Raw genomic sequence first — 22,962 nt, 5'->3', positions numbered from 1 at the left:
GCGCTTTCCTGGGCCGGCCCTTTCGCGGGGCAAGCCCGCTCCTACAAAGGAATGCGCTTGTAGGAGCGGGCTTGCCCCGCGAAGAGGCCGGCCCAGGTCACCCCAACCTCCAACGCCCCCGCCACCGATCCAACCCCAGCAGCACCAGCCCGATCCCCCAGAACCCCGCCAACACCCCCAGGGCATTGAGCATCACCTGCCCATACCCAAGGCGCGCCACATCGATGAACGGGTAGGCATACAACCCGATCTCATTCCCCCGCCACAGCGCATAGGCGAAATACACCAGCGGGTACAGCGCCCACACCGCCAGGTGCCACACGCGCAGGCTGCCCTTGGGCACCTCGAACCACCAGTACAGCACGAACAACGCCGGCATCACGTCGTGCAGCAGTTCATCGGCCAGCCACTGCCAGCCTTGCGGCTGCCACAGGTGGCGCAGCAGCACACTGTAGGCCAGCGCCACCAGCACGATGCTGGCGGCCACCGCCGAACTCACCGACGGCGACAGGAAGAAACGCCGAGCGCCGGACTCGCGGCCAAATGCGCCATAGCTGAGCACCGTTGCCACCAGGGTATTGGTCAGCACGGTGAAATAGCTGAACACATTCACCAGCCCACCGATCAGGCTGGCCTGCTCCTGCCAGCGCGCCAGCAGCACCAGGTAAACCTGCACCGCCAGGGCGAACCAGCCCAGCAGCGCCATTGCGCTCAGCCAAGGACGCTGGGCCATCTCAGGCCTGGCGCTGCAGCTTCACGTACAGCTGCTCGACCTTTTCCCGCGCCCAGGGCGTTTTGCGCAGGAAGGTCAGGCTCGACTTGATGCTCGGGTTGCTCTTGAAGCAGCGCACGTCCACGCGCTCGGCCAGGCCCTGCCATTGGTAGTGCGCCACCAACTCGGTAAGGATCTGTTCGAGGGTTTTGCCGTGCAGCGCGTTGTGTTGGGCCGTGCTCATGCCAGTGCTCCGTAGGAAAGATGCGCACCTTACACGAGTGTAGTGGCAGGTGGGATGGGTGAAACCTTCGGAAAAAGCACTGGCCAGGCGCAAAACCTCTGTGATGAAATAGTGATGTTATACAGTAACAACATAAAAGCATCTGCCAAGGAACGCCTCATCCCCATGTTGCACATTCCGCTTCGCCTCTCCCCCCTCGCCATCGCCCTGTGGCTGGCCTCCTCGCCCAGCCAGGCGGTGGAACTCGACCCCCAGGTCATTACCGCCAACCCGCTGGGCAATCGCCAGCTGGCCGCGCCCAGCACCGTGCTAGAAGGTGACGACCTGCTGCAACAGCAGCACGGCAGCCTGGGTGAAACCCTGAACAAGCAGCCCGGCATCAGTTCCACCTGGTTCGGCCCCGGCGCCAGCCGCCCGGTGATCCGTGGCCTGGATGGCGACCGTATCCGCATCCTGCGCAACGGCGTCGGCGCCCTGGATGCCTCGTCGCTGTCCTACGACCATGCCGTACCGCTGGACCCGGTCAACGTCGACCGGGTCGAGATCGTGCGTGGCCCGGCCGCGTTGCTGTATGGCGGCAATGCCATCGGCGGCGTGATCAACACCTTCGACAACCGCATCCCCGACTCGCCCATCGACGGCATCCACGGCGCAGGTGAACTGCGCTACGGCGGCGCCGACACCACCCGCAGCAGCGCCGGCAAGCTCGAAGCCGGCGACGGCACCTTCGCCTTGCACCTGGACGCCAACAGCCGCCAGTTCAACGACCTGCGCATCCCCGGCTACGCCCGCAGCAGCAAGGTGCGCGATGCCGACGAGCCGGGCAGCCGCCATCGCCTGGAAAACAGCGACGGCCGCCAGGACGGGGGCGCAATCGGCGGTTCCTACAACTGGGAGCATGGCTATGCCGGCCTGTCGTACAGCCGCTACGACAGCAACTACGGCTCGGTGGCCGAGTCCGGCGTGCGCCTGGACATGAAACAGGACCACTACGCCTTCGCCTCGGAAATCCGTGACCTGGACGGCCCGTTCAGCTCGGTGAAACTCGACGCCGGCTACACCGACTACGAGCACCGCGAAATCGAGGACGGCGAAGTCGGCACCACGTTCAAGAACAAAGGCTACGAGGCCCGTATCGAAGCCCGCCACCAGCCGCTGGGCCCGCTGGAGGGGGTGATCGGTGCGCAGGTCAGCCGCAACGAATTCTCGGCCCTGGGCGAAGAAGCCTTCGTGCCGCAAACCGACACCGACAGCCTGGCGCTGTTCATGCTTGAACAGTGGCAAGCCACCGAGCGCCTGAACCTGAGCCTGGGCGCGCGCATCGAACACACCCGTGTCGACCCCGACGCCAAGGGCAACGAGAACTTCGTCGACGCCGACAGCGCCAGCAGTTTCAACGCGTTCAGCCTGTCGTCGGGAGCGGTGTATCAACTTGACCCGATCTGGTCGCTGGCCGCCAACCTGGGCTACACCGAGCGGGCCCCCACCTTCTATGAACTGTATGCCAACGGTGCCCACGTGGCCACCGGCGCCTTCGAGCTGGGTGATGCCAGCCTGAACAAGGAAAAGGCCATTTCCAGTGACCTGGCCCTGCGCTTCGACAATGGCACCCACAAGGGCAGCGTGGGGGTGTTCTACAGCCACTTCAACAACTACATCGGCCTGATCGGCACGGGCAACCTGCGCGAAGGCGAGGACGGCGACATCCCCGAATACCGCTACGAGGGCGTGCGTGCACGCTTCTACGGCATCGAGGCGCAGGACCGCTGGAAGCTGGTGGAGAACCGCTACGGCAGCTTTGCCCTGGAGCTTTCGGGCGACTACACCCGGGCCAAGAACCTCGACAGCGGTGAGCCGCTGCCTCGCATCGCGCCATTGCGCCTGAACAGCGCCTTGGTCTGGGAACTGGACCGCTGGCAGGCGCGGGTCGAGGTGGAACATGCCGCGGCGCAGCACCGCAAGCCTGAAAACGAAACCAGCACCGATGGCTACACCACCCTGGGGGCCAGTGTCGGCTACCGCTTCGACATCGGCCAGAGCCAGTGGCTGGCGTTCGTGCGCGGGGAGAACCTGACCGACCAGACCGTGCGCTATGCCAGCTCGATCCTGCGCGACATCGCCCCGGCGCCAGGGCGTAGCGTTGAAGTAGGGCTGCGTACAACCTTCTGATGGGTTTTTGATCCTTCGCGGGCATGCCCGCTCCTACAGGTACTGCACTGCCATTGAACCTGTGCAGTACCCTGTGGGAGCGGGCTTGCCCGCGAAGTGGCAAACACTGTTGCCAAACCTGCAACAATCCCCTGCGACAATTTGTCTTTTTTTATTTCAACTTCCGCTATATCCTCCCCGCCGCAAGCTGAATCGCTTCACCCAGCATTCCCTTTTGCCATTTCCACCGAGGCGTCATCGGCTCGGTGCGCTAGGCATTTGCTCAATAATCAGAAGATAGCGCTATCTCATGTTCCAACTGCCCAAAACCCGCTACACCGGCCTGGCGTTGATCGCCCTCGCCACCAGCCTGCCGAACACTGCCAGTGCCAGCGAACCCTTCGCCAAGGATTCCCCCTGGATGTTCGGCGACTGGGGCGGCAACCGCACTGCCCTGCTGGAAAAAGGCTACGACTTCACCCTCGGCTACACCGGCGAGATGGGCAGCAACCTGCACGGCGGCTACGACCATGACCGCACCGCGCGCTACAGCGACCAGTTCACCTTTGGCAGCCACCTGGACCTGCAGAAAATCCTCGGTTGGGATGCCACCGAGTTCCAGCTGACGGTCACCGAGCGCCATGGCGACAACATCAGCAACGACCGCATCAACGACCCGCGCGTCGGCGGTTTCACCTCTGCCCAGGAAGTCTGGGGCCGTGGCGAAACCTGGCGGCTGACCCAGCTGTGGATCAAGCAGACATACTTCGACGGCGCCCTGGATGTGAAATTCGGCCGCTTCGGCGAAGGCGAGGACTTCAACAGCTTCCCCTGCGACTTCCAGAACCTGGCCTTCTGCGGCTCCCAGGTGGGCAACTGGGTGGGTGGCATCTGGTACAACTGGCCGGTCAGCCAGTGGGCCCTGCGGGCCAAGTACAACCTCAGCCCCGAACTGTACGCCCAGGTTGGCGTGTACGAGCAGAACCCCTCCAACCTTGAGTCCGGCAACGGCTTCAAGCTCAGCGGCAGTGGCACCCAAGGTGCGGTGATGCCGATCGAACTGGTATGGAGCCCGCGCATCCAAGGTCTGAAAGGGGAATATCGCGCCGGCTACTACTACAGTAATGCCAAGGCACAGGATGTTCTCAAGGACAGCAACGGCCAACCGGCAGCCATCAGCGGCGCCGCCTACCGCAGCAGTTCGAGCAAGCACGGCATGTGGCTCGGCGCGCAGCAGCAGGTGACCTCGCAGGCCTCCGACCAGTCCCGCGGCCTGAGCCTTTTCGCCAACGCCACGGTGCATGACAAGAAGACCAATGTCATCGACAACTACCTACAGGCAGGGCTGGTGTATAAAGGCCCCTTCGATGCCCGCGCCAGGGACGACATCGGCTTTGCCGTCGCCCGCGTGCACGCCAACCCCGCCTACCGCAAGAACGCCCGCCTGGCCAACCAGGCGGCCGGCCTGGACGACTACGACAACCCGGGCTACCTGCCGGTGCAAGACACCGAGTACAGCGCCGAACTTTATTACGGCATTCACCTGGCCGACTGGCTCACGGTGCGCCCGAACCTGCAGTACATCCGCCATCCGGGCGGGGTGTCGCAGGTCGACGACGCCCTGGTCGGCGGCCTGAAGATCCAAAGCACTTTCTAACCCCTTGCACTGAACGGAGAACCTAAGATGAGCACTGACGGTGCCAACCCTGGAACCCGCTGGCTACCCCGCCTGATGGGCGTGTTGCTGTTGCTGATGGGCCTGGCCCTGCTGGCCGGCGGCATCAAGCTGAGCCAGCTGGGCGGATCGCTGTACTACCTGGTCGCCGGGATCGGCTTTGCCGTGGCGGGCGCCCTGCTGGTGGCCCAGCGTCGCCTCGCCCTGGGCCTGTACGGCCTGGTGCTGCTGGGCAGCACTGCGTGGGCGCTGATGGAAGTGGGCCTGGACTGGTGGCAACTGGTGCCGCGCCTGGCCATCTGGTTCGCCATCGGCGTGGTCTTGCTGCTGCCCTGGGCACGGCGCCCGCTGATCGGCCCGGCAGCCGGGCTCAACACCGCACTGTTGAGCGTTGCCGTGCTGGCCTCTGGCGCCAGCGCCGTGGGCAGCCAGTTCACCCACCCCGGTGAAGTGTTCGGCGAACTGGGCCGCGACAACAGCGAAATGGGCAGCGCCGCGCCGGCCATGCCGGACGGCGACTGGCAGGCCTACGGCCGCACCGAGCACGGCGACCGCTATTCGCCGCTGCGCCAGATCACCCCGCAGAACGCCTACCGCCTTGAAGAGGCCTGGCGCATTCGCACCGGTGACCTGCCCACCGCCAACGACCCGGTGGAGCTCACCAACGAGAACACCCCGCTCAAGGCCAACGGCATGCTCTATGCCTGCACCGCCCACAGCAAGGTGCTGGCCCTGGACCCGGACACCGGCGCCGAAATCTGGCGCTACGACCCGCAGATCAAGACCCCGGTCGGCACCTTCAAGGGCTTCGCCCACATGACCTGCCGCGGCGTCTCGTACTACGACGAGAACAGCTACGTCAGCCGTGACGGCAGCCCGGCGCCGAAGGTAACCGATGCAGGCCAGGCCGTGGCCCAGGCCTGCCCGCGCCGCCTCTACCTGCCCACCGCCGATGCCCGCCTGATCGCCATCAACGCCGACACCGGCAAGGTCTGCGAAGGCTTCGCCAACCAGGGCGCAATCGACCTGACCACCGGCATCGGCCCGTTCACCGCAGGCGGCTACTACTCCACCTCGCCGGTGGCCATCACCCGCAGCCTGGTCATCATCGGTGGCCACGTCACCGACAACGAGTCGACCAACGAACCGTCCGGCGTGATCCGCGCCTACGACGTGCACGATGGCCGCCTGGTGTGGAACTGGGACAGCAACAACCCAGACGACACCAAGCCACTGGCACCGGGCAAGCAGTACAGCCGCAACTCGGCCAACATGTGGTCGCTGGCCAGCGTCGACGAAGACCTCGGGATGGTCTACCTGCCGCTGGGCAACCAGACCCCCGACCAATGGGGCGCCGACCGCACCCCAGGCGCCGAGAAATACAGCGCAGGCGTGGTCGCCCTGGACCTGGCCACCGGCAAGGCCCGCTGGAACTACCAGTTCACCCACCACGACCTGTGGGACATGGACGTTGGCAGCCAACCGACCCTGGTGCACCTGAAAACCAAGGACGGCGTGAAGCCTGCGATCATCGTGCCGACCAAGCAGGGCAGCCTGTACGTGCTCGACCGCCGCGACGGCACGCCGATCGTGCCGATTCGTGAAATCCCCACCCCGCAAGGCGCGGTCAAGGGTGACCACACCGCACCGACCCAGGCCCGTTCCGACCTCAACCTGCTGGGCCCGGACCTGACCGAACAGGCCATGTGGGGCGCCACGCCGTTCGACCAGATGCTGTGCCGCATCCAGTTCCGCGAACTGCGTTACGAAGGCCAGTACACCCCGCCGTCCGAGCAGGGTTCGCTGGTCTACCCAGGCAACGTCGGCGTGTTCAACTGGGGCAGCGTGTCGGTCGACCCGGTGCGCCAACTGCTGTTCACCTCGCCCAACTACATGGCCTTCGTGTCGAAGATGGTGCCACGCGAACAGGTTGCCGCCGGCAGCAAGCGCGAAAGCGAAACCAGCGGCGTGCAGCCGAATACTGGCGCCCCCTACGCGGTCATCATGCACCCGTTCATGTCGCCCATCGGCATTCCGTGCCAGGCGCCGGCCTGGGGCTACGTGGCCGCCATCGACCTGTTCACCAACAAGGTGGTGTGGAAGCGCAAGAACGGCACCACCCGTGACAGCACCCCGGTGCCGATCGGCATGCCAGTGGGCGTACCGAGCATGGGCGGCTCGATCGTCACCGCAGGCGGTGTCGGCTTCCTCAGCGGTACCCTCGACCAGTACCTGCGTGCCTATGACGTGAACAACGGCAAGGAATTGTGGAAGGCCCGCCTGCCAGCGGGTGGCCAGGCCACGCCGATGACCTACACCGGCAAGGACGGCAAGCAATACGTGCTGATCGTCGCCGGCGGCCACGGCTCGCTGGGCACCAAGATGGGCGATTACATCATCGCTTACAAATTGGCCGAGTAACATCCACCGGCAAGCCCGCGCCGACAGAGGATCGCGTACCTCTGTAGGAGCGGGCTTGCCCCGCGAAGGGCCGGCACTGGCCAGCAAAGATGAAACCCTCCCCGTGCCCTTCATCTACCATTGAAACCCATCCCCCCCCGCCCCATCTAAGCACCATAGTCATTCACGCAGGTGCCCCATGAGCGACCAGCAGGATTTCCCGGAACAACCCGACGAACACAGCGAAGTCGAACACCTCGATGCCAAGGCCGATACCGGCCACGCCCTCGCCCTGCCCGGCCAACAGCTGCCGGACAAGGTCTATGTAATCCCGATTCACAACCGCCCGTTCTTCCCCGCGCAAGTGCTGCCGGTGATCGTCAATGAAGAGCCCTGGGCCGAAACCCTCGACCTGGTGGCCAAGACCGAGCACCACTCGCTGGCACTGTTCTTCATGGACACGCCGCCAGAAGACCACCGCCACTTCGACACCAAGGCGCTGCCGGAATACGGCACCCTGGTCAAGGTGCACCACGCCAGCCGCGAGAACGGCAAGCTGCAGTTCGTCGCCCAGGGCCTGACCCGCGTGCGCATCCGCACCTGGCTCAAGCACCACCGCCCGCCGTACCTGGTCGAAGTCGAGTACCCGCGCCAGCCTGCCGAGCCCACCGACGAAGTGAAGGCCTACGGCATGGCCCTGATCAACGCGATCAAGGAACTGCTACCGCTCAACCCGCTGTACAGCGAAGAGCTGAAGAACTACCTCAACCGCTTCAGCCCCAACGACCCATCGCCGCTCACCGACTTCGCCGCCGCGCTTACCTCCGCCACCGGCAACCAGCTGCAGGAAGTGCTCGACTGCGTGCCCATGCTCAAGCGCATGGAAAAAGTGCTGCCGATGCTGCGCAAGGAAGTCGAAGTGGCGCGCCTGCAGAACGAGATTTCCGCCGAGGTGAACCGGCAGATCGGCGAGCACCAGCGCGAATTCTTCCTCAAGGAACAACTCAAGGTCATCCAGCAGGAGCTGGGCCTGACCAAGGACGACCGCAGCGCCGACCTGGAACAGTTCCAGCAGCGCCTGCAAGGCAAGACCCTGCCCGACCAGGCGAAAAAGCGCATCGACGAGGAAATGGGCAAGCTGGCCATCCTCGAAACCGGCTCGCCTGAGTACGCCGTTACCCGCAACTACCTGGAATGGGCCACCGCCCTGCCCTGGGGCGTGTACGGCAAGGACAAGCTCGACCTCAAGCATGCGCGCAAGGTGCTCGACCAACACCATGCAGGCCTGGACGACATCAAGGAACGCATCCTCGAATTCCTCGCCGTGGGCGCCTGGAAGGGTGAAATCAGCGGCTCCATCGTGCTGCTGGTCGGCCCGCCCGGGGTGGGCAAGACCAGTATCGGCAAGTCCATCGCCGAGTCGCTTGGCCGGCCGTTCTACCGTTTCAGCGTCGGCGGCATGCGCGATGAGGCCGAGATCAAGGGCCACCGCCGCACCTACATCGGCGCCCAGCCGGGCAAGCTGGTGCAGGCGCTGAAGGAGGTCGAGGTGATGAACCCGGTGATCATGCTCGACGAGATCGACAAGATGGGCCAGAGCTACCAGGGCGACCCGGCCTCGGCGCTGCTGGAAACCCTCGACCCGGAACAGAACGTCGACTTCCTCGACCATTACCTGGACCTGCGCCTGGACCTGTCCAAGGTCCTGTTCGTGTGCACCGCCAATACCCTGGACTCGATTCCCGGCCCGCTGCTCGACCGCATGGAAGTGATTCGCCTCTCTGGCTACATCACCGAAGAGAAACTGGCCATCGCCAAGCGCCACCTGTGGCCCAAGCAGCTGGACAAGGCCGGTGTGGCCAAGACCAGCCTGAGCATCAGCGACAGCGCCCTGCGCACGGTGATTGACGGCTACGCCCGCGAAGCCGGTGTGCGCCAGTTGGAAAAACAGCTGGGCAAGCTGGTGCGCAAGGCCGTGGTCAAGCTGCTGGACGACCCGCAGGCGAAGCTTAAAATCGGCAACAAGGACCTTGAAGCCGCCCTGGGCATGCCGGTGTTTCGCAGTGAACAGGTGCTGGCCGGCAAGGGCGTGATCACTGGCCTTGCCTGGACCAGCATGGGTGGCGCCACCCTGCCGATCGAGGCCACCCGCATTCACACCCTGAACCGCGGCTTCAAGCTCACCGGCAAGTTGGGCGACGTGATGAAGGAGTCTGCCGAAATCGCCTACAGCTATGTCAGCTCCAACCTCAAGCAGTACGGCGGCGACCCGGGCTTCTTCAACGAAGCCTTCATCCACTTGCACGTTCCCGAAGGCGCCACGCCCAAGGATGGCCCGAGTGCCGGCATCACCATGGCCAGTGCCTTGCTGTCGCTGGCCCGCGACCAAGCGCCGAAGAAAGGCGTGGCCATGACCGGCGAGCTGACCCTGACCGGCCAGGTGCTGCCCATTGGTGGGGTGCGCGAGAAGGTGATTGCGGCGCGGCGGCAGAAGATTTTCGAACTGATCCTGCCCGAGCCTAACCGCGGGGACTTCGAGGAGCTGCCGGACTACCTGCGTGAAGGCCTGACCGTGCATTTCGCCAAGCGCTTCGCCGACGTGGCCAAGGTTCTGTTCTAGCCAGTGCCGGCCTCTTCGCGGGGCAAGCCCGCTCTTGTAGGAGCGGGCTTGCCCCGCGAAGAGGCCAGCAACCACAACACAAAACCCCTCGATCATCGGTTATCCTCAGGCCATCGCCAGCCTTCGGAGCCACCATGACCGCCCCCCGTCTGCTCGTTCCCCTGAGCCTCGCCCTGCTCGCCGCCTGCGCCCAGCAGCCGCAACCGAATGTCGAACTGGACGCCGAAAGCGAATGCCCCAAGCGCCTGCAGGTCGGCCAGACCCTCACCCTGACCCTGCCCAGCAACCCGTCCACCGGTTACCGCTGGCGGGTTCAGAACCCGGCGTCCAATGTCCTCAAGGGCCTTGGCCCCGAGGTGTACAGCGCCCCCGAGGACGCTGACATCGTGGGCGAGGCCGGGCTTTCAACCTGGCGCTTCCAAGCTCATGGCGCCGGCGAAGGCCACTTGATACTGGTGTATCAGCAGCCTTGGGCATCGCAGGTGCAACCGGTGCAGACGTTCGATTGCAAAGTCAGGGTTGATTGAGCGGTTTCAAACGGCCTCGATGGCGCGGCGCACCGACACCAGGTAGTCGCGGACCTCTTCAAGTGCAGATTTAAGCGCAGGTGGCTGTGTGGCTGCAGCGACGGTTTGCGACAGTGCCTTCCAACTGTCACAGAACCGGTTCACCTGCTGCAACCAGGTCTGTCGCTCGGCCAGCAGTTGCTCAATGCTTTCATATTGCAGTTGTCCAGCCTGTTCCTTCGACAACTGCAGTTGGATCTGCTCCAAAGTGATGCGCTGCTCATTCAACGCCTCACCGAGACGACGGCGGCTCATGAACACGTCGGACAGTTTGCGCCCCTGTTCAAGTAGATCCAGGTGCTTATTGAGATTCTCGAGGGCAGCCTTCACCAACTCCGGACTTACCGTTGGATCCTTGAGGGTGCCGATAACCACTTCGATATCCTTCGGTTCAGGCAGCAAGCCGCGCAGTGCTTGGGTTACAGATGGCTTCTCCAGGGTCTGGAGTAAAGCGTCTATCTCCTTCAGGCGGGCCTCCTGGGCGGCGACAAGCGCTTTCTGGGCGTCAATGGAAGTTTGAACCTGCAACACGACCTTCCCCTGTTCCGCCTTCAAAGCGGCGATATTCGGGTCGCGGTAACCCTGCACGCGCTCGGCCGCCAGGACCACTTGCGCCATGTCGGCCGCCACACTCTGCCGCAGGCGCAGAAGATCGTCCTCTTCCGACGCCGGATATTGGTCAAACTCCAGGTTCAGCGAAACCAGACTGGAAAGCACACTTTCTCGCAGCATGTCGTTTCCGGCTTTTACCAAGGAGGCGAGGTCGAGCAGGCGTTCCCGTACCGCCGGTAGAACAGTTGCTGTATGACCGTGATAAAGCGTGCGGATTTTATCCTCGGCCTGGGTCATCACGTTTACATCTGGCAGGCTACGCGTTTCATTTACCATTTTGGAACTCCCTTTCAAAATCTATCAACGTCTCATTGAACAATTTTGAGATATCTTTTGAGATACCTTGAATGTTTTTCCATGGATTGATCACTCGCTCGAATTGCTCGACGAAGCGCTTGACATCATGATTGGTTGAAACGGCCTCTGCGCGCCTCTGCGAATTCTTCGCATAGGCATCCAGCAATACCCAGACGTCCTCCAAGTTGGCAGTAGCCGTGCGCACGTCGACCAAGCGAAATGCCATGTCAGCGATGTCCGTAGTGACTTTCTCAATGATCGGGAAGTAGCCCTGCAACTCGGACTTCTGTTTGACCAACTCGCTGCGCGCGCGGATTTTTTTGTTTTTTTCAGCCCGCACTGCCTCCGCTTGCTTGCCATAAATACCACCGGTGATCGCCAATCCGAGGGGGCCAAACACCAGGCCGGTAAAAGACAGGCCGACCAAACGGTTGTACTCATCGAGTGTTTTTTGTATCTCACTGTCCAACACCGTGATTTTGGCATCTAACTGTGTCAGCGCCTCGGTGAACTGGCTGTGCAGCATTTTTTCTCTTAAATCACGCGCCATCGGTAGCAAGTTTTCGCTGATGGCGTCGCCGAAGTGATCGACCAGTTGTTTTACATGCTGAATACTCTTGCGCTTGTAGGCAATGTCTTCGCCAATGACGCCCATGTGCCGTGCAACGGCCTGCTTGAAGGTCTCGCCGTCCCTCACTGGCAGCACAATAGCGTGCTGGCCGGCAGTGGCATCCCAGGTGTCCATCGTCTTGATCAGTGCAATCAACTTAGTCGCCTCAGCGACCAAGGTCTCTGCAAAAATTTGAAGATCCGCCCCCAAACTCTTGCAAGCATCTTCCACACCGTCCCAAGAATCGGCATGCTTGCGCAGGTTGTCAAAGAGAACGTCAATATCCTGCTTGCTGGCACTCACCAGGCTCATCACGGATTCGGGGATGGCTGCATCAGCAGTAGGAAGTTTGCGAATCGCTTTTTCGTAGCGCTTGATCGCGATCAGATTATCCCGATTGAAGATAAAGGCCGGCTCGTTCTTTCGCAGATCAAAAACTTGCTCCGGCACATACTGGGCGCGCTGCTCTTCGCTCAATTGCTGAAAGGACAGCCTTTGTTCAGGATGGGTTATTTCAGTCATCTAATGCCTCCGTTAATTACCTACATCACGCTGCAGAAGACGACGATAGGCTTTTCCGGTCGGGGCTATAATCAGCAGGCACAGCAGCGTAGTCACGAATTCATCAGCAACGGTCGTCAGACCTTTTAAACGGGGAAATCTCCCTCCCGTCGCCCCTGGCAGGACGGCAGTCCGATAAATAGGCATTACGCCCTTGATTTGGCTAGAATATCGCCCCCGTTTCCGCACCGAGCCCGCCGTGAGCAAACAACCCGACCGCCTTTTCGCCCAGCCCCTGGAGCAAGTGCCCGACTTCGTGTTTAACGAAGACGTGGTGCGCGTGTTCCCGGACATGATCAAGCGCTCGGTGCCCGGTTACCCGACCATCGTCGAGAACCTCGGCGTGCTGGCCGCGCGCTTCGCCCAGCCCAACACCGCACTGTACGACCTGGGGGCTTCCCTGGGGGCGGTGACCCAGGCGCTGCGCCGCCATGTGCGCAGCGACGGCTGCCAGGTCATCGCCGTGGACAACTCCGCGGCCATGGTCGAGCGCTGCCGCCAATACCTCACCGCCCAGGACTCGATGTTCCAGGAACTGCTGCCGGTACAAGTGCTGGAGGCCGACATCCTCAGCCTGCCGCTCGCGCCGGCCTCGGTGGTGGCAATGAACTTCACCCTGCAGTTCATTGCCCCCGAGCAGCGCCTGGAGCTGCTCACGCGCATCCACCAGGCGCTGCTGCCCGGCGGCGCGCTGATCCTCTCGGAGAAACTGCGTTTCGCCGATGACGAGGAGCAAACCCTGCTCAACGAGCTGCACCTGGACTTCAAGCGGGCCAATGGCTACAGCGAACTGGAAATCGCCCAGAAACGCAGTGCCATCGAGAACGTGATGAAGCCCGACACCCTGCAGGCGCACAAGGAGCGCCTGCACGCGGCCGGTTTCACCAAGGTCGTGCCCTGGTTCCAATGCCTCAACTTCGCCTCGCTGATAGCCCTGCCATGATCGATCTTTCCCCCCTCGTCCGCCGCCTGGCGGGTACGCCCCTGGCTTCCTGGTCCCAGGGCCTGCAAGCGCAACTGGATGCCAAGCTGGAAAAAGGCCATGGCGACCTCGACCGCTGGCGCGGCGCCCTCGACGCCCTGCCGGCGCTCACGCCCAGTGACGTCGACCTGGCCAGCGGCCTGCGCCTGGACTGCGCCTGCGACGATGCCACCCGCGCCCAGCTGCGCCAGGCGCTGATGGGGCTGTCACCCTGGCGCAAGGGGCCGTTCGACCTGTTCGGCGTGCACGTGGACACCGAATGGCGTTCGGACTGGAAGTGGTCACGGGTCGGCCCGCACCTGAACCTCAAGGGCAAGCGCGTGCTCGACGTGGGCTGCGGCAATGGCTACTACCAGTGGCGCATGCTCGGCGCCGGCGCCGACATGGTCATCGGCGTCGACCCCAACTGGCTGTTCTTCTGCCAGTTCCAGGCCGTGCAGCAGTACCTGCCCGAGCTGCCAGCCTGGCACCTGCCGTTTGCCCTTGAAGACCTGCCAGCCAACCTGGAAGGTTTCGACACGGTGTTTTCCATGGGCGTGTTCTACCACCGCCGCTCGCCCATCGAGCACCTGCTGGCGCTCAAGGATTGCCTGGTCAAGGGCGGTGAGCTGGTGCTGGAAACCTTGGTGATCGAAGGTGATGAAAACCAGGTGCTGGTGCCCGAGGACCGCTACGCGCAGATGCGCAATGTCTGGTTCCTGCCGTCTGTTCCGGCCCTGGAGCGCTGGCTGCGCCGCGCCGGCTTCAGCGATGTGCGCTGCGTCGACGTAAGCACCACCAGCGTCGAGGAACAGCGCAGCACCGACTGGATGCGCTACCAGTCGCTGGGCGACTTCCTCGACCCCAACGACCATGGCAAAACCATCGAAGGCTTGCCAGCGCCACGCCGGGCCACGTTACTGGCGCGTAAATAGCGTTTGGGGTCGCGCCAGCGGCGCCCGGCGTCAATCCTTGGCCACCTCGCGGGCTTTCTCCTGGGCCTTGCGCTCGCGCTCGGCGATGGCCTGCTGCGGGTCGCCATACAGGCGTGCCTGGTCCTGGCGGAAGGCCTCCCAGAACTGCTTCGAACGTTCTGCGCCGCCTTCGGCGTAGACGCTGGCGCTGCCCAGGGCCATGGCCGCCAGCAGCAGGTATTTGCTCAGGTTCATCGTGCTTGCCTCGTGTTAGTCGATCTGACAGGGCAAGCCTGCCCTAGGGCAGCTAACACCAAGGTGAGGCGCGCATTACAGTCTTGCAATGTGATCGGGTGTTGCCGGGCCATTCTCATTCCGTAACATCCCGCCCCTTGACCCTCAACCCCCTTCAGGCTTGAGAATCCCGCCCTTTCCAACACACCGAGCCCGCCCCATGCGCCTGCTGATCATCGAGGACGAACTGCGAACCGCCGACTACCTGCACCAAGGCCTGCGCGAAAACGGCTACGTGGTCGACTGTGCCCACACCGGCACCGACGGCCTGCACCTGGCGCGCCAGCAGCCCTACGACCTGGTCATCCTCGACGTCAACCTGCCAGAGCTCGACGGCTGGACGGTCCTGCAGCGCCTGCGCGCCGAATCCGCCACCCGCATCATGATGCTGACCGCCCACGGCCGCCTGGCCGACCGGGTCAAGGGGCTGGATCTAGGCGCCGACGACTACCTGCTCAAGCCGTTCGAGTTTCCCGAGCTGCTGGCCCGTATCCGCACCCTGTTACGGCGCAACGACCAGCAACTGCAACCGAGCACCCTGCGGGTCGCCGACCTGGAGCTGGACCCCGGCCGCCACCGCGCCTATCGCGCCGGGCAACGTATCGACCTCACCGCCAAGGAGTTCGCCCTGCTGCACCTGCTGATGCGCCAAAGCGGCGAGGTGCTGTCACGCACGCAGATCATCTCGCTGGTCTGGGACATGAACTTCGATTGCGACACCAATGTGGTCGAGGTATCGATCCGCCGCCTGCGGGCAAAAATCGACGACCCGTTCGACGACAAGCTGATCCACACCCTGCGCGGCGTCGGCTACGTGCTTGAGGCCCGCGTGTGAAAAACGCCAGCCTGTCGCTGCGCCTGGGCCTGGGCGTCACCCTGATGGGCGCCGCGCTGGTGTTGTTGCTGGCCTGCCTGGCCGTGTTCGCCCTCGACCATGAGCTGGACAGCCGCGCGCGCAAGGACCTGGCGCGCAAGATGCTGCAGGTAGCGCACAACCTGCGGGTCGACCTGCGCAACGAAGACCTGGGCAACCGCGCCCACCCGCTGCTCGACCTGGTGATGGGCCACGACAACCTGAGCCTCAGCGTGCTGGCCCTCGATGGCCGCCACCCGCACCTGCTCAGCCTGGGGCCGGCCCTTGAATCACGGGTCAGCGAGCTGCCCACCGACGCCCGCCTGGGCTTTCACCCGTGGCGCGACGGCAGCGGCCGGCAGATCCTCACCGCCACCCAGCTGATGCGCCTGCGCGACGACACCCCGGTGCGGGTGATGATGTCGCTCGACCGCGCAGACGACAACGCCCTGCTCCAGGCCTACCTCAACTCCACCCTGCTGGCGCTGCCGCTGCTGCTGGCGCTGATCGGCGCCGGTGCCTGGTGGCTGATGCAGCGCGGCCTCAAGCCGCTGCGCAGGTTCCGCCGCATTGCCGGGCAGGTTTCGGCCCAGGACCTGCAGCACCGCCTGCCCGTGGCCGGCTTGCCCCAGGAACTGGCGGACCTGGCGTGTAGCATCAACGTCATGCTCGAACGCCTCGACCAGGGCGTTCGCCAGCTGTCACAGTTCTCCGACGACCTGGCCCACGAACTGCGCACGCCGTTGAGCAACCTGATGGGCAAGGCCCAGGTCACCCTGGCCCGCGAGCGGCAGAGCGAGAACTACCGCGAAGTGCTGGAGGACAGCATCGAGGAACTGACCCGCCTCAACCGCATCATCAACGACATGCTGTTTCTCGCCCAGGTCAGCCAACCCCAGGCCCAGGTGCTGCTCAAGCCGCTGGCGCTGGCCGATGAAGCGGCGCAGGTCAGTGAGTTGTTCGCCTACACGGCCGAACCCAAGGGCATCGAGCTGCAATTGCAGGGGTGGGCAACGGCGTTGGTGGACCGGTTGATGTTCCAACGGGCACTGTCCAACCTGCTGAACAATGCCATCCGCCATGGCGCCGAGGGGCAAGCCGTGCAACTGGGCATCGAACGCCAGGGCGCCGAAGTGCGGGTGTGGGTGGAGAATCAGGGGCCGGGGATTGCCGAGGAACACTGGCCGCAGTTGTTCGAACGCTTCTACCGGGTGGGTGCCGGGCGTTCGCGGCTCGAAGGCGGGACGGGGTTGGGGCTGGCGATCGTCAAGTCGATCATGCAGTTGCATGGGGGGCGGGTCGAGGTCTGCAGCAGCCCTGCTGGGCCAACGCGGTTTACCCTGGTGTTTCGATCAGAGTGAATGGGTTGCCAGTGCCGGCCTGTTCGCTGTAGGAGCGGGCTTGCCCCGCGAAGAGGCCGGCACTGACAACCAACGGATCAGCGCGAAGCCGCGACGATCAACGCCTTCATCTCAGCCACCGCCGCCTTGAAGCCAACGAACAGGGCATGGGCCACCAGCGCATGGCCGATATTCAGTTCATTGATCCCCTTGATCGCCGCCACCGCCTCGACATTGTGGTAATGCAGGCCATGCCCGGCATTGACGATCAGCCCCTGGCCCACGCCAAAGGCCACGCCATCGACGATACGCTGCAGCTCGTCGGCCACTTCGCTCGGGGTTTGCGCATCGGCGTAGCGCCCGGTGTGCAGCTCCACGGCTGGCGCGCCTACCCGGCGCGAGGCCTCGATCTGCCGCTCGTCGGCATCGATGAACAGCGAAACCTCCGCGCCGGTGCGCGCCAGGCGCTCAACGGCGGCCTTGATGCGTGCTTCCTGCCCCGCCACGTCCAGGCCACCTTCGGTGGTCAGCTCCTGACGGGTTTCGGGCACCAGGCAGATGTGCGCCGGGCGGATCTTCTCGGCAAAGGCCATCATCTCTTCGGTAACGCCCATTTCGAAGTTCATGCGCGTCTGCAGCACGTCCTTGAGCAGCACCACGTCGCGCTCCTGGATGTGCCGGCGGTCTTCGCGCAGGTGCACGGTAATGCCGTCGGCACCCGCTTCCTCGGCGTCCAGTGCGGCCTTGACCGGGTCCGGATAGCGGGTGCCCCGGGCCTGGCGCAGGGTCGCCACGTGGTCGATGTTGACGCCAAGAAGCATGCGGTTGCTGTGAGTCACGAAAGGCTCTCCTGTGATTGAGCCCCACAGCATACGTCGTGCTCAGCGCTTGCGAAACAGTTCCCGGCTGACCAGCGGTTTTGCCCCCAGGTGCACCGCCAGTGCCTGGCGCATCAGGCGCTTGGCCGCCAGCAGCGCGCCGGGCGCCTCCCAGTCGGCCTGGGCCAGGGCCAGCAGCTGGGCGCCGTTGAACAGCCCCGGCTGCACCAGGTAGACCCGTTCCAGGCCGGCATCGACCCGCAGGCGGTAAAGGCCATCGGCTTCGACCGGTTCATCGTTGACATCGTGGCTGAGCGAAAAGGTGTAGCCCAGGTCTTCCAGCAGCCGCCACTCGAACGAGCGCAGCAAAGGCTCCAGCGGCCTGCCGGCGGCCAGTGCCTGCAAGGTCAGGGCATAGTGCTCGAACAGTTCAGGTTGCGGCGCTTCGGCGGGCAGCAGGCGCATCAGCAGTTCATTGAGGTACAAGCCGCTGAACAGCGCATCGCCATGCAACCAGGCGGCGATGCCCACGGTGTCCAGGCGCCGGACATTCTTCAGCTCGCCCTTGCCGAACAATTCCACTTCCAATGGCACGAACGGCCGCACCAGGCTGCCGCCCTTGCCCCGCGCACGGCGCAGTACTGCACGCAAGCGGCCTTGGGGCGTGAAGAAGTCCACTAGGGCGCTGGTTTCCTTGTAGGCGCGGCTGTGCAGGACGTAGGCGGGTTGGGGGGTGGGTTGATCCATGCGCTGTCTCTGAAGGCCAGATGTACCTGTGGGAGCGGGCTTGCCCGCGAATGCGGCGGTGAATTCACCATCGTATTCGCGGGCAAGCCCGCTCCCACAGGTTAAACGGCTTGCCCGGGATCGTTACAGGTCGCCGTAGCCCAGCGAACGCAGGGCGCGTTCGTCGTCGGACCAGCCGCCCTTGACCTTGACCCACAGGTTGAGCATGACCTTGGAGTCAAACAGCACTTCCATGTCCTTGCGCGCCTCGGAGCCAATGCGCTTGATACGCTCACCCTTGTCGCCAATGATGATTTTTTTCTGGCCGTCACGCTCCACCAGAATCAGCGCGTGGATGTGCAGCACATGGCCCTGCTGCTTGAACTCTTCGATCTCCACGGTGATCTGGTACGGCAGCTCCGCGCCCAGCTGGCGCATGATCTTCTCGCGCACCAGTTCAGCGGCGAGGAAGCGGCTGCTGCGGTCGGTGATCTGGTCTTCCGGGAAGAAGTGGTCGTTTTCCGGCAGGTGCTTGGCAATCTGCGCTTCCAGCGCTTCGAGGTTGTGCCCCTGCTGCGCGGAAATCGGCATCACCTCGGCGTTCGGCAGTTGCTCCTGCAGCCACTGCAGGTGCGGGATCAATTCGGCCTTCTCTTCCATGCGGTCGGTCTTGTTGACCGCGATGATCAGCGGGCCGGTCACGTACTGCACGCGCTCAAGCACCAACTGGTCTTCGTCGGTCCACTTGGTACGGTCGACCACGAAGATCACCACATCGACGTCCTTCAGGGCCGCCGAGGCGTTACGGTTCATGTAACGGTTCAGGGCCTTGTCGTTGGCCTTGTGCATGCCCGGGGTATCGACGTAGATCGCCTGCACGTCACCCTCGGTCTTGATGCCGAGCATGTTGTGGCGGGTGGTTTGCGGCTTGCGCGAGGTAATCGCCAGCTTCTGGCCGAGGATGTGGTTGAGCAGGGTCGACTTGCCCACGTTCGGGCGGCCGACGATAGCCACATAGCCACAGCGGGTTGGGGTGTTCTCAGTCATTGCCATTCTCCACGCCCAGGGCGATCAATGCGGCGGCGGCGGCGACCTGTTCGGCGATACGCCGGCTCACGCCCTGGCCACGGCTCTTGTTGTTCAGCAGCACCACTTCGCATTCGACGAAGAAGGTACGGCAGTGCGGTTCGCCCTGAATGTCGACCACCTCGTAACGCGGCAGCTCGCAGCTGCGCGATTGCAGGAATTCCTGCAGGCGGGTTTTCGGGTCCTTGTTGGTGTCGACCAGGGTCAGCCCTTCGAATTCGTCGGTCAGCCAGGCGAGGATGCGCTCGCGCGCGGTCTGCATGTCCGCGTCCAGGTAGATCGCACCGATCAGCGCTTCGAGGGCGTCGGCGAGGATCGACTCACGGCGGAAACCGCCGCTCTTGAGCTCGCCCGAGCCCAGGCGCAGGTAGTCGCCCAGGTCGAAGCCGCGGGCCAGGCGGGCCAGGGTTTCACCCTTGACCAGGCGGGCACGCAGGCGCGACAGCTGGCCTTCGCGGGCCTGCGGGAAGCGCTCGAACAGCGCTTCGCCGGCGACGAAGTTGAGGATGGCGTCACCCAGGAACTCCAGGCGCTCGTTGTTGCGCCCGGCGTAGCTGCGGTGGGTCAGGGCCAGCAGCATCTGCTCCTGGTTCTTGAAGGTGTAGCCGAGCTTGCGCTCGAGACGGGCAAGGGAAGCACTCATGCAGCCACCCGCTGGTTGTTCAACGCGTTGTTCAAATCAACATCCTGAAAGACTGTTTGCCTGTGGTCCGACGCAGCGAGCGGCGAATCTCTCGTTCCCTGAGAACACAAGCCTATGTCAGAAAAGCATTCGGCGCTGTCTGCAGGACAGCGCCGAAGGGTATCAATGGATCAGGCCGACCCGCGACAGGTTGGGCAAGTGGCTGAGCTTGGGCTCTGGCCAGCTCATCCATACCGCGAAAGCCTTGCCGACGATGTTGCGGTCCGGAACCATGCCGTGAAGTTCCTTCGGAATCTTCGGGTCGTCCCAGTAGCGGCTGTCGTTGGAGTTGTCGCGGTTGTCGCCCATCATGAAGTAATGGCCGGCCGGCACGGTCCATTGCTGATCCGGCGGCATGCGATAACGGGTCATTTCCTTGCGGATCAGGTGCTCGGCTTCGCCGAGTTTTTCCTTGTACAGCTCGGCGCTGCCCAGGGTCCCCGGCTCGGCACCGACCAATTGCTCGGCAATCGGCTGGCCGTTGACGAACAACCGCTTGTCGCTGGTGTAGCTGATGGTGTCGCCCGGCAGGCCAACCACGCGCTTGATGTAGTTGACGTTCGGGTCGCTTGGGTAGCGGAACACCATCACATCGCCGCGTTGCGGGTCACCGACCTCGATGACCTTCTTGTCGATCACCGGCAGGCGGATGCCATAGGAGAACTTGTTCACCAGAATGAAATCGCCCACTTCCAGGGTCGGTTTCATCGACCCGGAAGGAATCTGGAACGGCTCCACCAGGAACGAGCGCAGCACCAGCACGATGAACAGCACCGGGAAGAACGACTTGCCGTACTCCACCAGCAGCGGTTCCTTGCTCAAGCGCTCGACCACCGCCATTTCTGGCTGGGTGACGCTGTCCTGGTAGGTGGCGACCGCTGCCCGCCGGCGCGGGGCCAGGAACAGCAGGTCGATCAAGCCCAGCAGACCGCAAACGAAGACGGCGATGACTAGCAACAGCGGGAAATTTAGCGACATAGGACCTAGCTATCCAACCTGAGCACGGCGAGGAAGGCTTCCTGTGGAATTTCCACGTTGCCCACCTGTTTCATGCGTTTCTTACCGGCCTTCTGCTTCTCCAGCAGTTTCTTCTTACGGCTGACGTCACCACCGTAGCACTTGGCCAGTACGTTCTTTCTGAGTGCCTTGACGGTTGTCCGGGCAATGATCTGGCCGCCGATGGCTGCCTGGATCGCTACGTCGAACATCTGCCGAGGGATCAGCTCCTTCATCTTCTCGGTCAATGCACGGCCTTTGTAGGCCGCGTTGTCACGATGCACGATCAATGCCAGGGCATCGACCTTGTCGCCGTTGATCAGCACGTCCAGCTTGACCAGGTTGGCCGACTGGTAGCGATCGAAATGATAGTCCAGCGAAGCGTAGCCGCGGCTGGTGGACTTCAGGCGGTCGAAGAAGTCCAGCACCACTTCGTTCATTGGCATGTCATAGCGCACCTGCACCTGGCTGCCAAGGAACTGCATGTCGCGCTGCACGCCACGTTTTTCGATGCACAGGGTAATGACGTTGCCCAGGTGCTCCTGCGGCACCAGGATGGTGGCGGTCACGATCGGCTCGCGGAAATCGGCCACGGCCGAGACATCCGGGAGCTTGGACGGGTTGTCGACGACAATGGTTTCGCCGGTTTTCAGTTCCAGCTCGTAGATCACGCTTGGCGCGGTGGTGATCAGGTCCAGGTCGTATTCGCGCTCCAGGCGCTCCTGGATGATTTCCATGTGCAGCATGCCGAGGAAGCCGCAACGGAAGCCGAAGCCCAGGGCGTCGGAGCTTTCCGGCATGTATTGCAGCGACGAGTCGTTCAGGGTCAGCTTCTGCAGGGCATCGCGGAAGTCTTCGAAGTCGTCGGAGCTGACCGGGAACAGGCCGGCGTAAACCTGCGGCTGGATTTTCTTGAAGCCAGGCAGCACCGCCACCTCGGGGGTGGTGGACAGGGTCAGGGTGTCACCCACCGGGGCACCGTGAATGTCCTTGATGCTGGCAATGATGAAGCCCACTTCGCCGGCCTTGAGGTCAGCGGTTTGGGTGTGCTTGGGCGTGAACACGCCGACGCTGTCGACCAGGTGCACCTTGCCGGTGGACTTGACCAGGATCTTGTCGCCTTTCTTGACGCGGCCATGGCGCACGCGCACCAACGAGACCACGCCCAGGTAGTTGTCGAACCAGGAGTCGATGATCAGCGCCTGCAACGGCGCGTCGATATCGCCTTCCGGGGCCGGAATGCTCTGCACCAGGCGTTCGAGCACCTCGTCAACGCCCATGCCGCTCTTGGCACTGCAGGCCACGGCGTCGGTGGCGTCGATGCCGATGATCTTCTCGATCTCGTCCTTGACGCGGTCCGGGTCGGCCTGGGGCAGGTCCATCTTGTTCAGCACGGGCATGACTTCCAGGCCCTGCTCGATGGCGGTGTAGCAGTTGGCAACCGACTGGGCTTCGACGCCTTGGCCTGCGTCCACCACCAGCAGCGCGCCTTCGCAGGCCGCCAGCGAACGCGAAACTTCATAGGTGAAGTCGACGTGGCCGGGGGTGTCGATGAAGTTCAGCTGGTAGACCTTGCCGTCCTGCGCCTTGTAGTTGAGCGTGACGCTGTGGGCCTTGATGGTGATACCGCGCTCGCGCTCCAGGTCCATGGAGTCCAGTACCTGGGCCTCCATTTCGCGAGCCGACAGGCCACCGCACATCTGGATGAAACGGTCGGCCAGGGTCGACTTGCCATGGTCGATGTGGGCGATGATGGAGAAATTGCGGATATGACTCAAATCACTCACGGGTCAACACTCGAAAAGGCTGCGAGCCGGACGCCCGCCGAAAAATAGCCGGGAATTGTA

General features: G+C 63.4%; 20 protein-coding genes. 9 read left to right on the top strand and 11 right to left on the bottom strand.

Annotation, left to right across the window (positions count from 1 at the left end):
• Positions 1–97 precede the first annotated feature (97 nt).
• Together F3J45_RS11450 and F3J45_RS11445 are read right to left on the bottom strand one after the other, a co-directional pair.
• On the bottom strand, positions 98–733 hold the full coding sequence (locus tag F3J45_RS11450) for a Pr6Pr family membrane protein (protein ID WP_167061921.1): 636 nt from the start codon (positions 731–733) through the stop codon (positions 98–100).
• A 1-nt stretch (position 734) separates the two neighbouring features.
• Complete coding sequence (locus tag F3J45_RS11445; protein ID WP_023378991.1) at positions 735–956, bottom strand: VF530 family DNA-binding protein; 222 nt, start codon at positions 954–956, stop codon at positions 735–737.
• Between the two features lie 165 nt (positions 957–1,121).
• On the opposite strand from F3J45_RS11445, the gene F3J45_RS11440 reads away from it, so the two are divergent.
• The 5 genes from F3J45_RS11440 to F3J45_RS11420 all read left to right on the top strand — a co-directional run bounded on the left by F3J45_RS11440 (position 1,122) and on the right by F3J45_RS11420 (position 10,326).
• The gene (locus tag F3J45_RS11440; RefSeq protein WP_167061917.1) at positions 1,122–3,125 is read left to right on the top strand and encodes a TonB-dependent receptor; all 2,004 of its coding nucleotides are present in this window, start codon (positions 1,122–1,124) and stop codon (positions 3,123–3,125) included.
• A 289-nt stretch (positions 3,126–3,414) separates the two neighbouring features.
• A complete protein-coding gene (locus tag F3J45_RS11435; protein ID WP_167061914.1) occupies positions 3,415–4,761 on the top strand; it encodes a carbohydrate porin in 1,347 nt (448 codons plus the stop codon).
• A gap of 27 nt (positions 4,762–4,788) precedes the next feature.
• A complete protein-coding gene (locus F3J45_RS11430; RefSeq protein ID WP_167061911.1) occupies positions 4,789–7,200 on the top strand; it encodes a glucose/quinate/shikimate family membrane-bound PQQ-dependent dehydrogenase in 2,412 nt (803 codons plus the stop codon).
• Positions 7,201–7,378: 178 nt separating this feature from the next.
• Positions 7,379–9,799 (top strand): endopeptidase La, encoded by a 2,421-nt coding sequence (gene lon, locus F3J45_RS11425; protein ID WP_167061908.1) that lies wholly within the window; start codon positions 7,379–7,381, stop codon positions 9,797–9,799.
• 134 nt (positions 9,800–9,933) lie between these two features.
• Entirely contained in the window at positions 9,934–10,326 is a 393-nt protein-coding gene (locus F3J45_RS11420) for a protease inhibitor I42 family protein (RefSeq protein ID WP_167061905.1), read from the top strand.
• 6 nt (positions 10,327–10,332) lie between these two features.
• Here the strand turns inward: F3J45_RS11420 and F3J45_RS11415 are convergent, their stop codons facing one another.
• Both F3J45_RS11415 and F3J45_RS11410 read right to left on the bottom strand, forming a co-directional pair.
• Positions 10,333–11,253, bottom strand: a complete 921-nt coding sequence (locus F3J45_RS11415; RefSeq protein ID WP_167061901.1) for an alpha-xenorhabdolysin family binary toxin subunit B — start codon at positions 11,251–11,253, stop codon at positions 10,333–10,335.
• Positions 11,243–12,406 (bottom strand): alpha-xenorhabdolysin family binary toxin subunit A, encoded by a 1,164-nt coding sequence (locus tag F3J45_RS11410; RefSeq protein WP_167061883.1) that lies wholly within the window; start codon positions 12,404–12,406, stop codon positions 11,243–11,245. Before F3J45_RS11410 ends, F3J45_RS11415 begins: the two co-directional genes overlap by 11 nt.
• Positions 12,407–12,584: 178 nt before the next feature.
• On the opposite strand from F3J45_RS11410, the gene cmoA reads away from it, so the two are divergent.
• Positions 12,585–13,388 carry a carboxy-S-adenosyl-L-methionine synthase CmoA gene (gene cmoA, locus F3J45_RS11405; RefSeq protein ID WP_370526368.1) on the top strand — a complete coding sequence of 268 codons (804 nt, stop codon included), beginning with the start codon at positions 12,585–12,587 and terminating at the stop codon, positions 13,386–13,388.
• Positions 13,385–14,341: a tRNA 5-methoxyuridine(34)/uridine 5-oxyacetic acid(34) synthase CmoB gene (gene cmoB / locus F3J45_RS11400; protein WP_167061861.1), complete on the top strand. Its 957-nt coding sequence runs from the start codon at positions 13,385–13,387 to the stop codon at positions 14,339–14,341. Before cmoA ends, cmoB begins: the two co-directional genes overlap by 4 nt.
• A 30-nt stretch (positions 14,342–14,371) precedes the next feature.
• Here the strand turns inward: cmoB and F3J45_RS11395 are convergent, their stop codons facing one another.
• A complete protein-coding gene (locus F3J45_RS11395; protein WP_167061858.1) occupies positions 14,372–14,575 on the bottom strand; it encodes a hypothetical protein in 204 nt (67 codons plus the stop codon).
• A 199-nt stretch (positions 14,576–14,774) separates the two neighbouring features.
• On the opposite strand from F3J45_RS11395, the gene F3J45_RS11390 reads away from it, so the two are divergent.
• A complete protein-coding gene (locus tag F3J45_RS11390; RefSeq protein ID WP_167061856.1) occupies positions 14,775–15,449 on the top strand; it encodes a heavy metal response regulator transcription factor in 675 nt (224 codons plus the stop codon).
• Complete coding sequence (locus F3J45_RS11385) at positions 15,446–16,828, top strand: heavy metal sensor histidine kinase (RefSeq protein WP_167061854.1); 1,383 nt, start codon at positions 15,446–15,448, stop codon at positions 16,826–16,828. The genes F3J45_RS11390 and F3J45_RS11385 overlap by 4 nt, the downstream gene beginning before the upstream one ends.
• 77 nt (positions 16,829–16,905) lie before the next feature.
• Here the strand turns inward: F3J45_RS11385 and pdxJ are convergent, their stop codons facing one another.
• From pdxJ to lepA, 6 genes are all read right to left on the bottom strand, one after another.
• Positions 16,906–17,628, bottom strand: coding sequence for a pyridoxine 5'-phosphate synthase (gene pdxJ, locus F3J45_RS11380; protein ID WP_205299733.1), 723 nt, complete (start codon positions 17,626–17,628; stop codon positions 16,906–16,908).
• 60 nt (positions 17,629–17,688) lie between these two features.
• Positions 17,689–18,372 carry a DNA repair protein RecO gene (recO, locus tag F3J45_RS11375; RefSeq protein ID WP_167061850.1) on the bottom strand — a complete coding sequence of 228 codons (684 nt, stop codon included), beginning with the start codon at positions 18,370–18,372 and terminating at the stop codon, positions 17,689–17,691.
• A 123-nt stretch (positions 18,373–18,495) separates the two neighbouring features.
• Entirely contained in the window at positions 18,496–19,398 is a 903-nt protein-coding gene (era, locus tag F3J45_RS11370; RefSeq protein ID WP_114171483.1) for a GTPase Era, read from the bottom strand.
• The gene (gene rnc / locus F3J45_RS11365) at positions 19,391–20,080 is read right to left on the bottom strand and encodes a ribonuclease III (RefSeq protein ID WP_167061848.1); all 690 of its coding nucleotides are present in this window, start codon (positions 20,078–20,080) and stop codon (positions 19,391–19,393) included. The genes era and rnc overlap by 8 nt, the downstream gene beginning before the upstream one ends.
• 162 nt (positions 20,081–20,242) lie before the next feature.
• Positions 20,243–21,097 (bottom strand): signal peptidase I, encoded by an 855-nt coding sequence (lepB, locus tag F3J45_RS11360; protein ID WP_167061845.1) that lies wholly within the window; start codon positions 21,095–21,097, stop codon positions 20,243–20,245.
• Between the two features lie 5 nt (positions 21,098–21,102).
• A complete protein-coding gene (gene lepA, locus F3J45_RS11355) occupies positions 21,103–22,893 on the bottom strand; it encodes a translation elongation factor 4 (RefSeq protein WP_205299734.1) in 1,791 nt (596 codons plus the stop codon).
• Positions 22,894–22,962: the final 69 nt, after the last annotated feature.

Source organism: Pantoea sp. Ap-967 (genome assembly GCF_011752565.1).
Lineage (GTDB): Bacteria > Pseudomonadota > Gammaproteobacteria > Pseudomonadales > Pseudomonadaceae > Aquipseudomonas.
Note: the sequence above shows the minus strand (reverse complement) of the source record. Positions and strands in the feature narration are given on the sequence as shown.

Excerpts from the sequence above, each read along its gene's own strand:
- F3J45_RS11450 (WP_167061921.1), bottom strand. The coding sequence starts at position 733 with ATGGCCCAGCGTCCTTGGCTGAGCGCAATGGCGCTGCTGGGCTGGTTC.
- F3J45_RS11445 (WP_023378991.1), bottom strand. The coding sequence starts at position 956 with ATGAGCACGGCCCAACACAACGCGCTGCACGGCAAAACCCTCGAACAG.
- F3J45_RS11440 (WP_167061917.1), top strand. The coding sequence starts at position 1,122 with ATGTTGCACATTCCGCTTCGCCTCTCCCCCCTCGCCATCGCCCTGTGG.
- F3J45_RS11435 (WP_167061914.1), top strand. The coding sequence starts at position 3,415 with ATGTTCCAACTGCCCAAAACCCGCTACACCGGCCTGGCGTTGATCGCC.
- F3J45_RS11430 (WP_167061911.1), top strand. The coding sequence starts at position 4,789 with ATGAGCACTGACGGTGCCAACCCTGGAACCCGCTGGCTACCCCGCCTG.
- lon (WP_167061908.1), top strand. The coding sequence starts at position 7,379 with ATGAGCGACCAGCAGGATTTCCCGGAACAACCCGACGAACACAGCGAA.
- F3J45_RS11420 (WP_167061905.1), top strand. The coding sequence starts at position 9,934 with ATGACCGCCCCCCGTCTGCTCGTTCCCCTGAGCCTCGCCCTGCTCGCC.
- F3J45_RS11415 (WP_167061901.1), bottom strand. The coding sequence starts at position 11,253 with ATGGTAAATGAAACGCGTAGCCTGCCAGATGTAAACGTGATGACCCAG.
- F3J45_RS11410 (WP_167061883.1), bottom strand. The coding sequence starts at position 12,406 with ATGACTGAAATAACCCATCCTGAACAAAGGCTGTCCTTTCAGCAATTG.
- cmoB (WP_167061861.1), top strand. The coding sequence starts at position 13,385 with ATGATCGATCTTTCCCCCCTCGTCCGCCGCCTGGCGGGTACGCCCCTG.
- F3J45_RS11395 (WP_167061858.1), bottom strand. The coding sequence starts at position 14,575 with ATGAACCTGAGCAAATACCTGCTGCTGGCGGCCATGGCCCTGGGCAGC.
- F3J45_RS11390 (WP_167061856.1), top strand. The coding sequence starts at position 14,775 with ATGCGCCTGCTGATCATCGAGGACGAACTGCGAACCGCCGACTACCTG.
- pdxJ (WP_205299733.1), bottom strand. The coding sequence starts at position 17,628 with ATGCTTCTTGGCGTCAACATCGACCACGTGGCGACCCTGCGCCAGGCC.
- recO (WP_167061850.1), bottom strand. The coding sequence starts at position 18,372 with ATGGATCAACCCACCCCCCAACCCGCCTACGTCCTGCACAGCCGCGCC.
- era (WP_114171483.1), bottom strand. The coding sequence starts at position 19,398 with ATGACTGAGAACACCCCAACCCGCTGTGGCTATGTGGCTATCGTCGGC.
- rnc (WP_167061848.1), bottom strand. The coding sequence starts at position 20,080 with ATGAGTGCTTCCCTTGCCCGTCTCGAGCGCAAGCTCGGCTACACCTTC.
- lepB (WP_167061845.1), bottom strand. The coding sequence starts at position 21,097 with ATGTCGCTAAATTTCCCGCTGTTGCTAGTCATCGCCGTCTTCGTTTGC.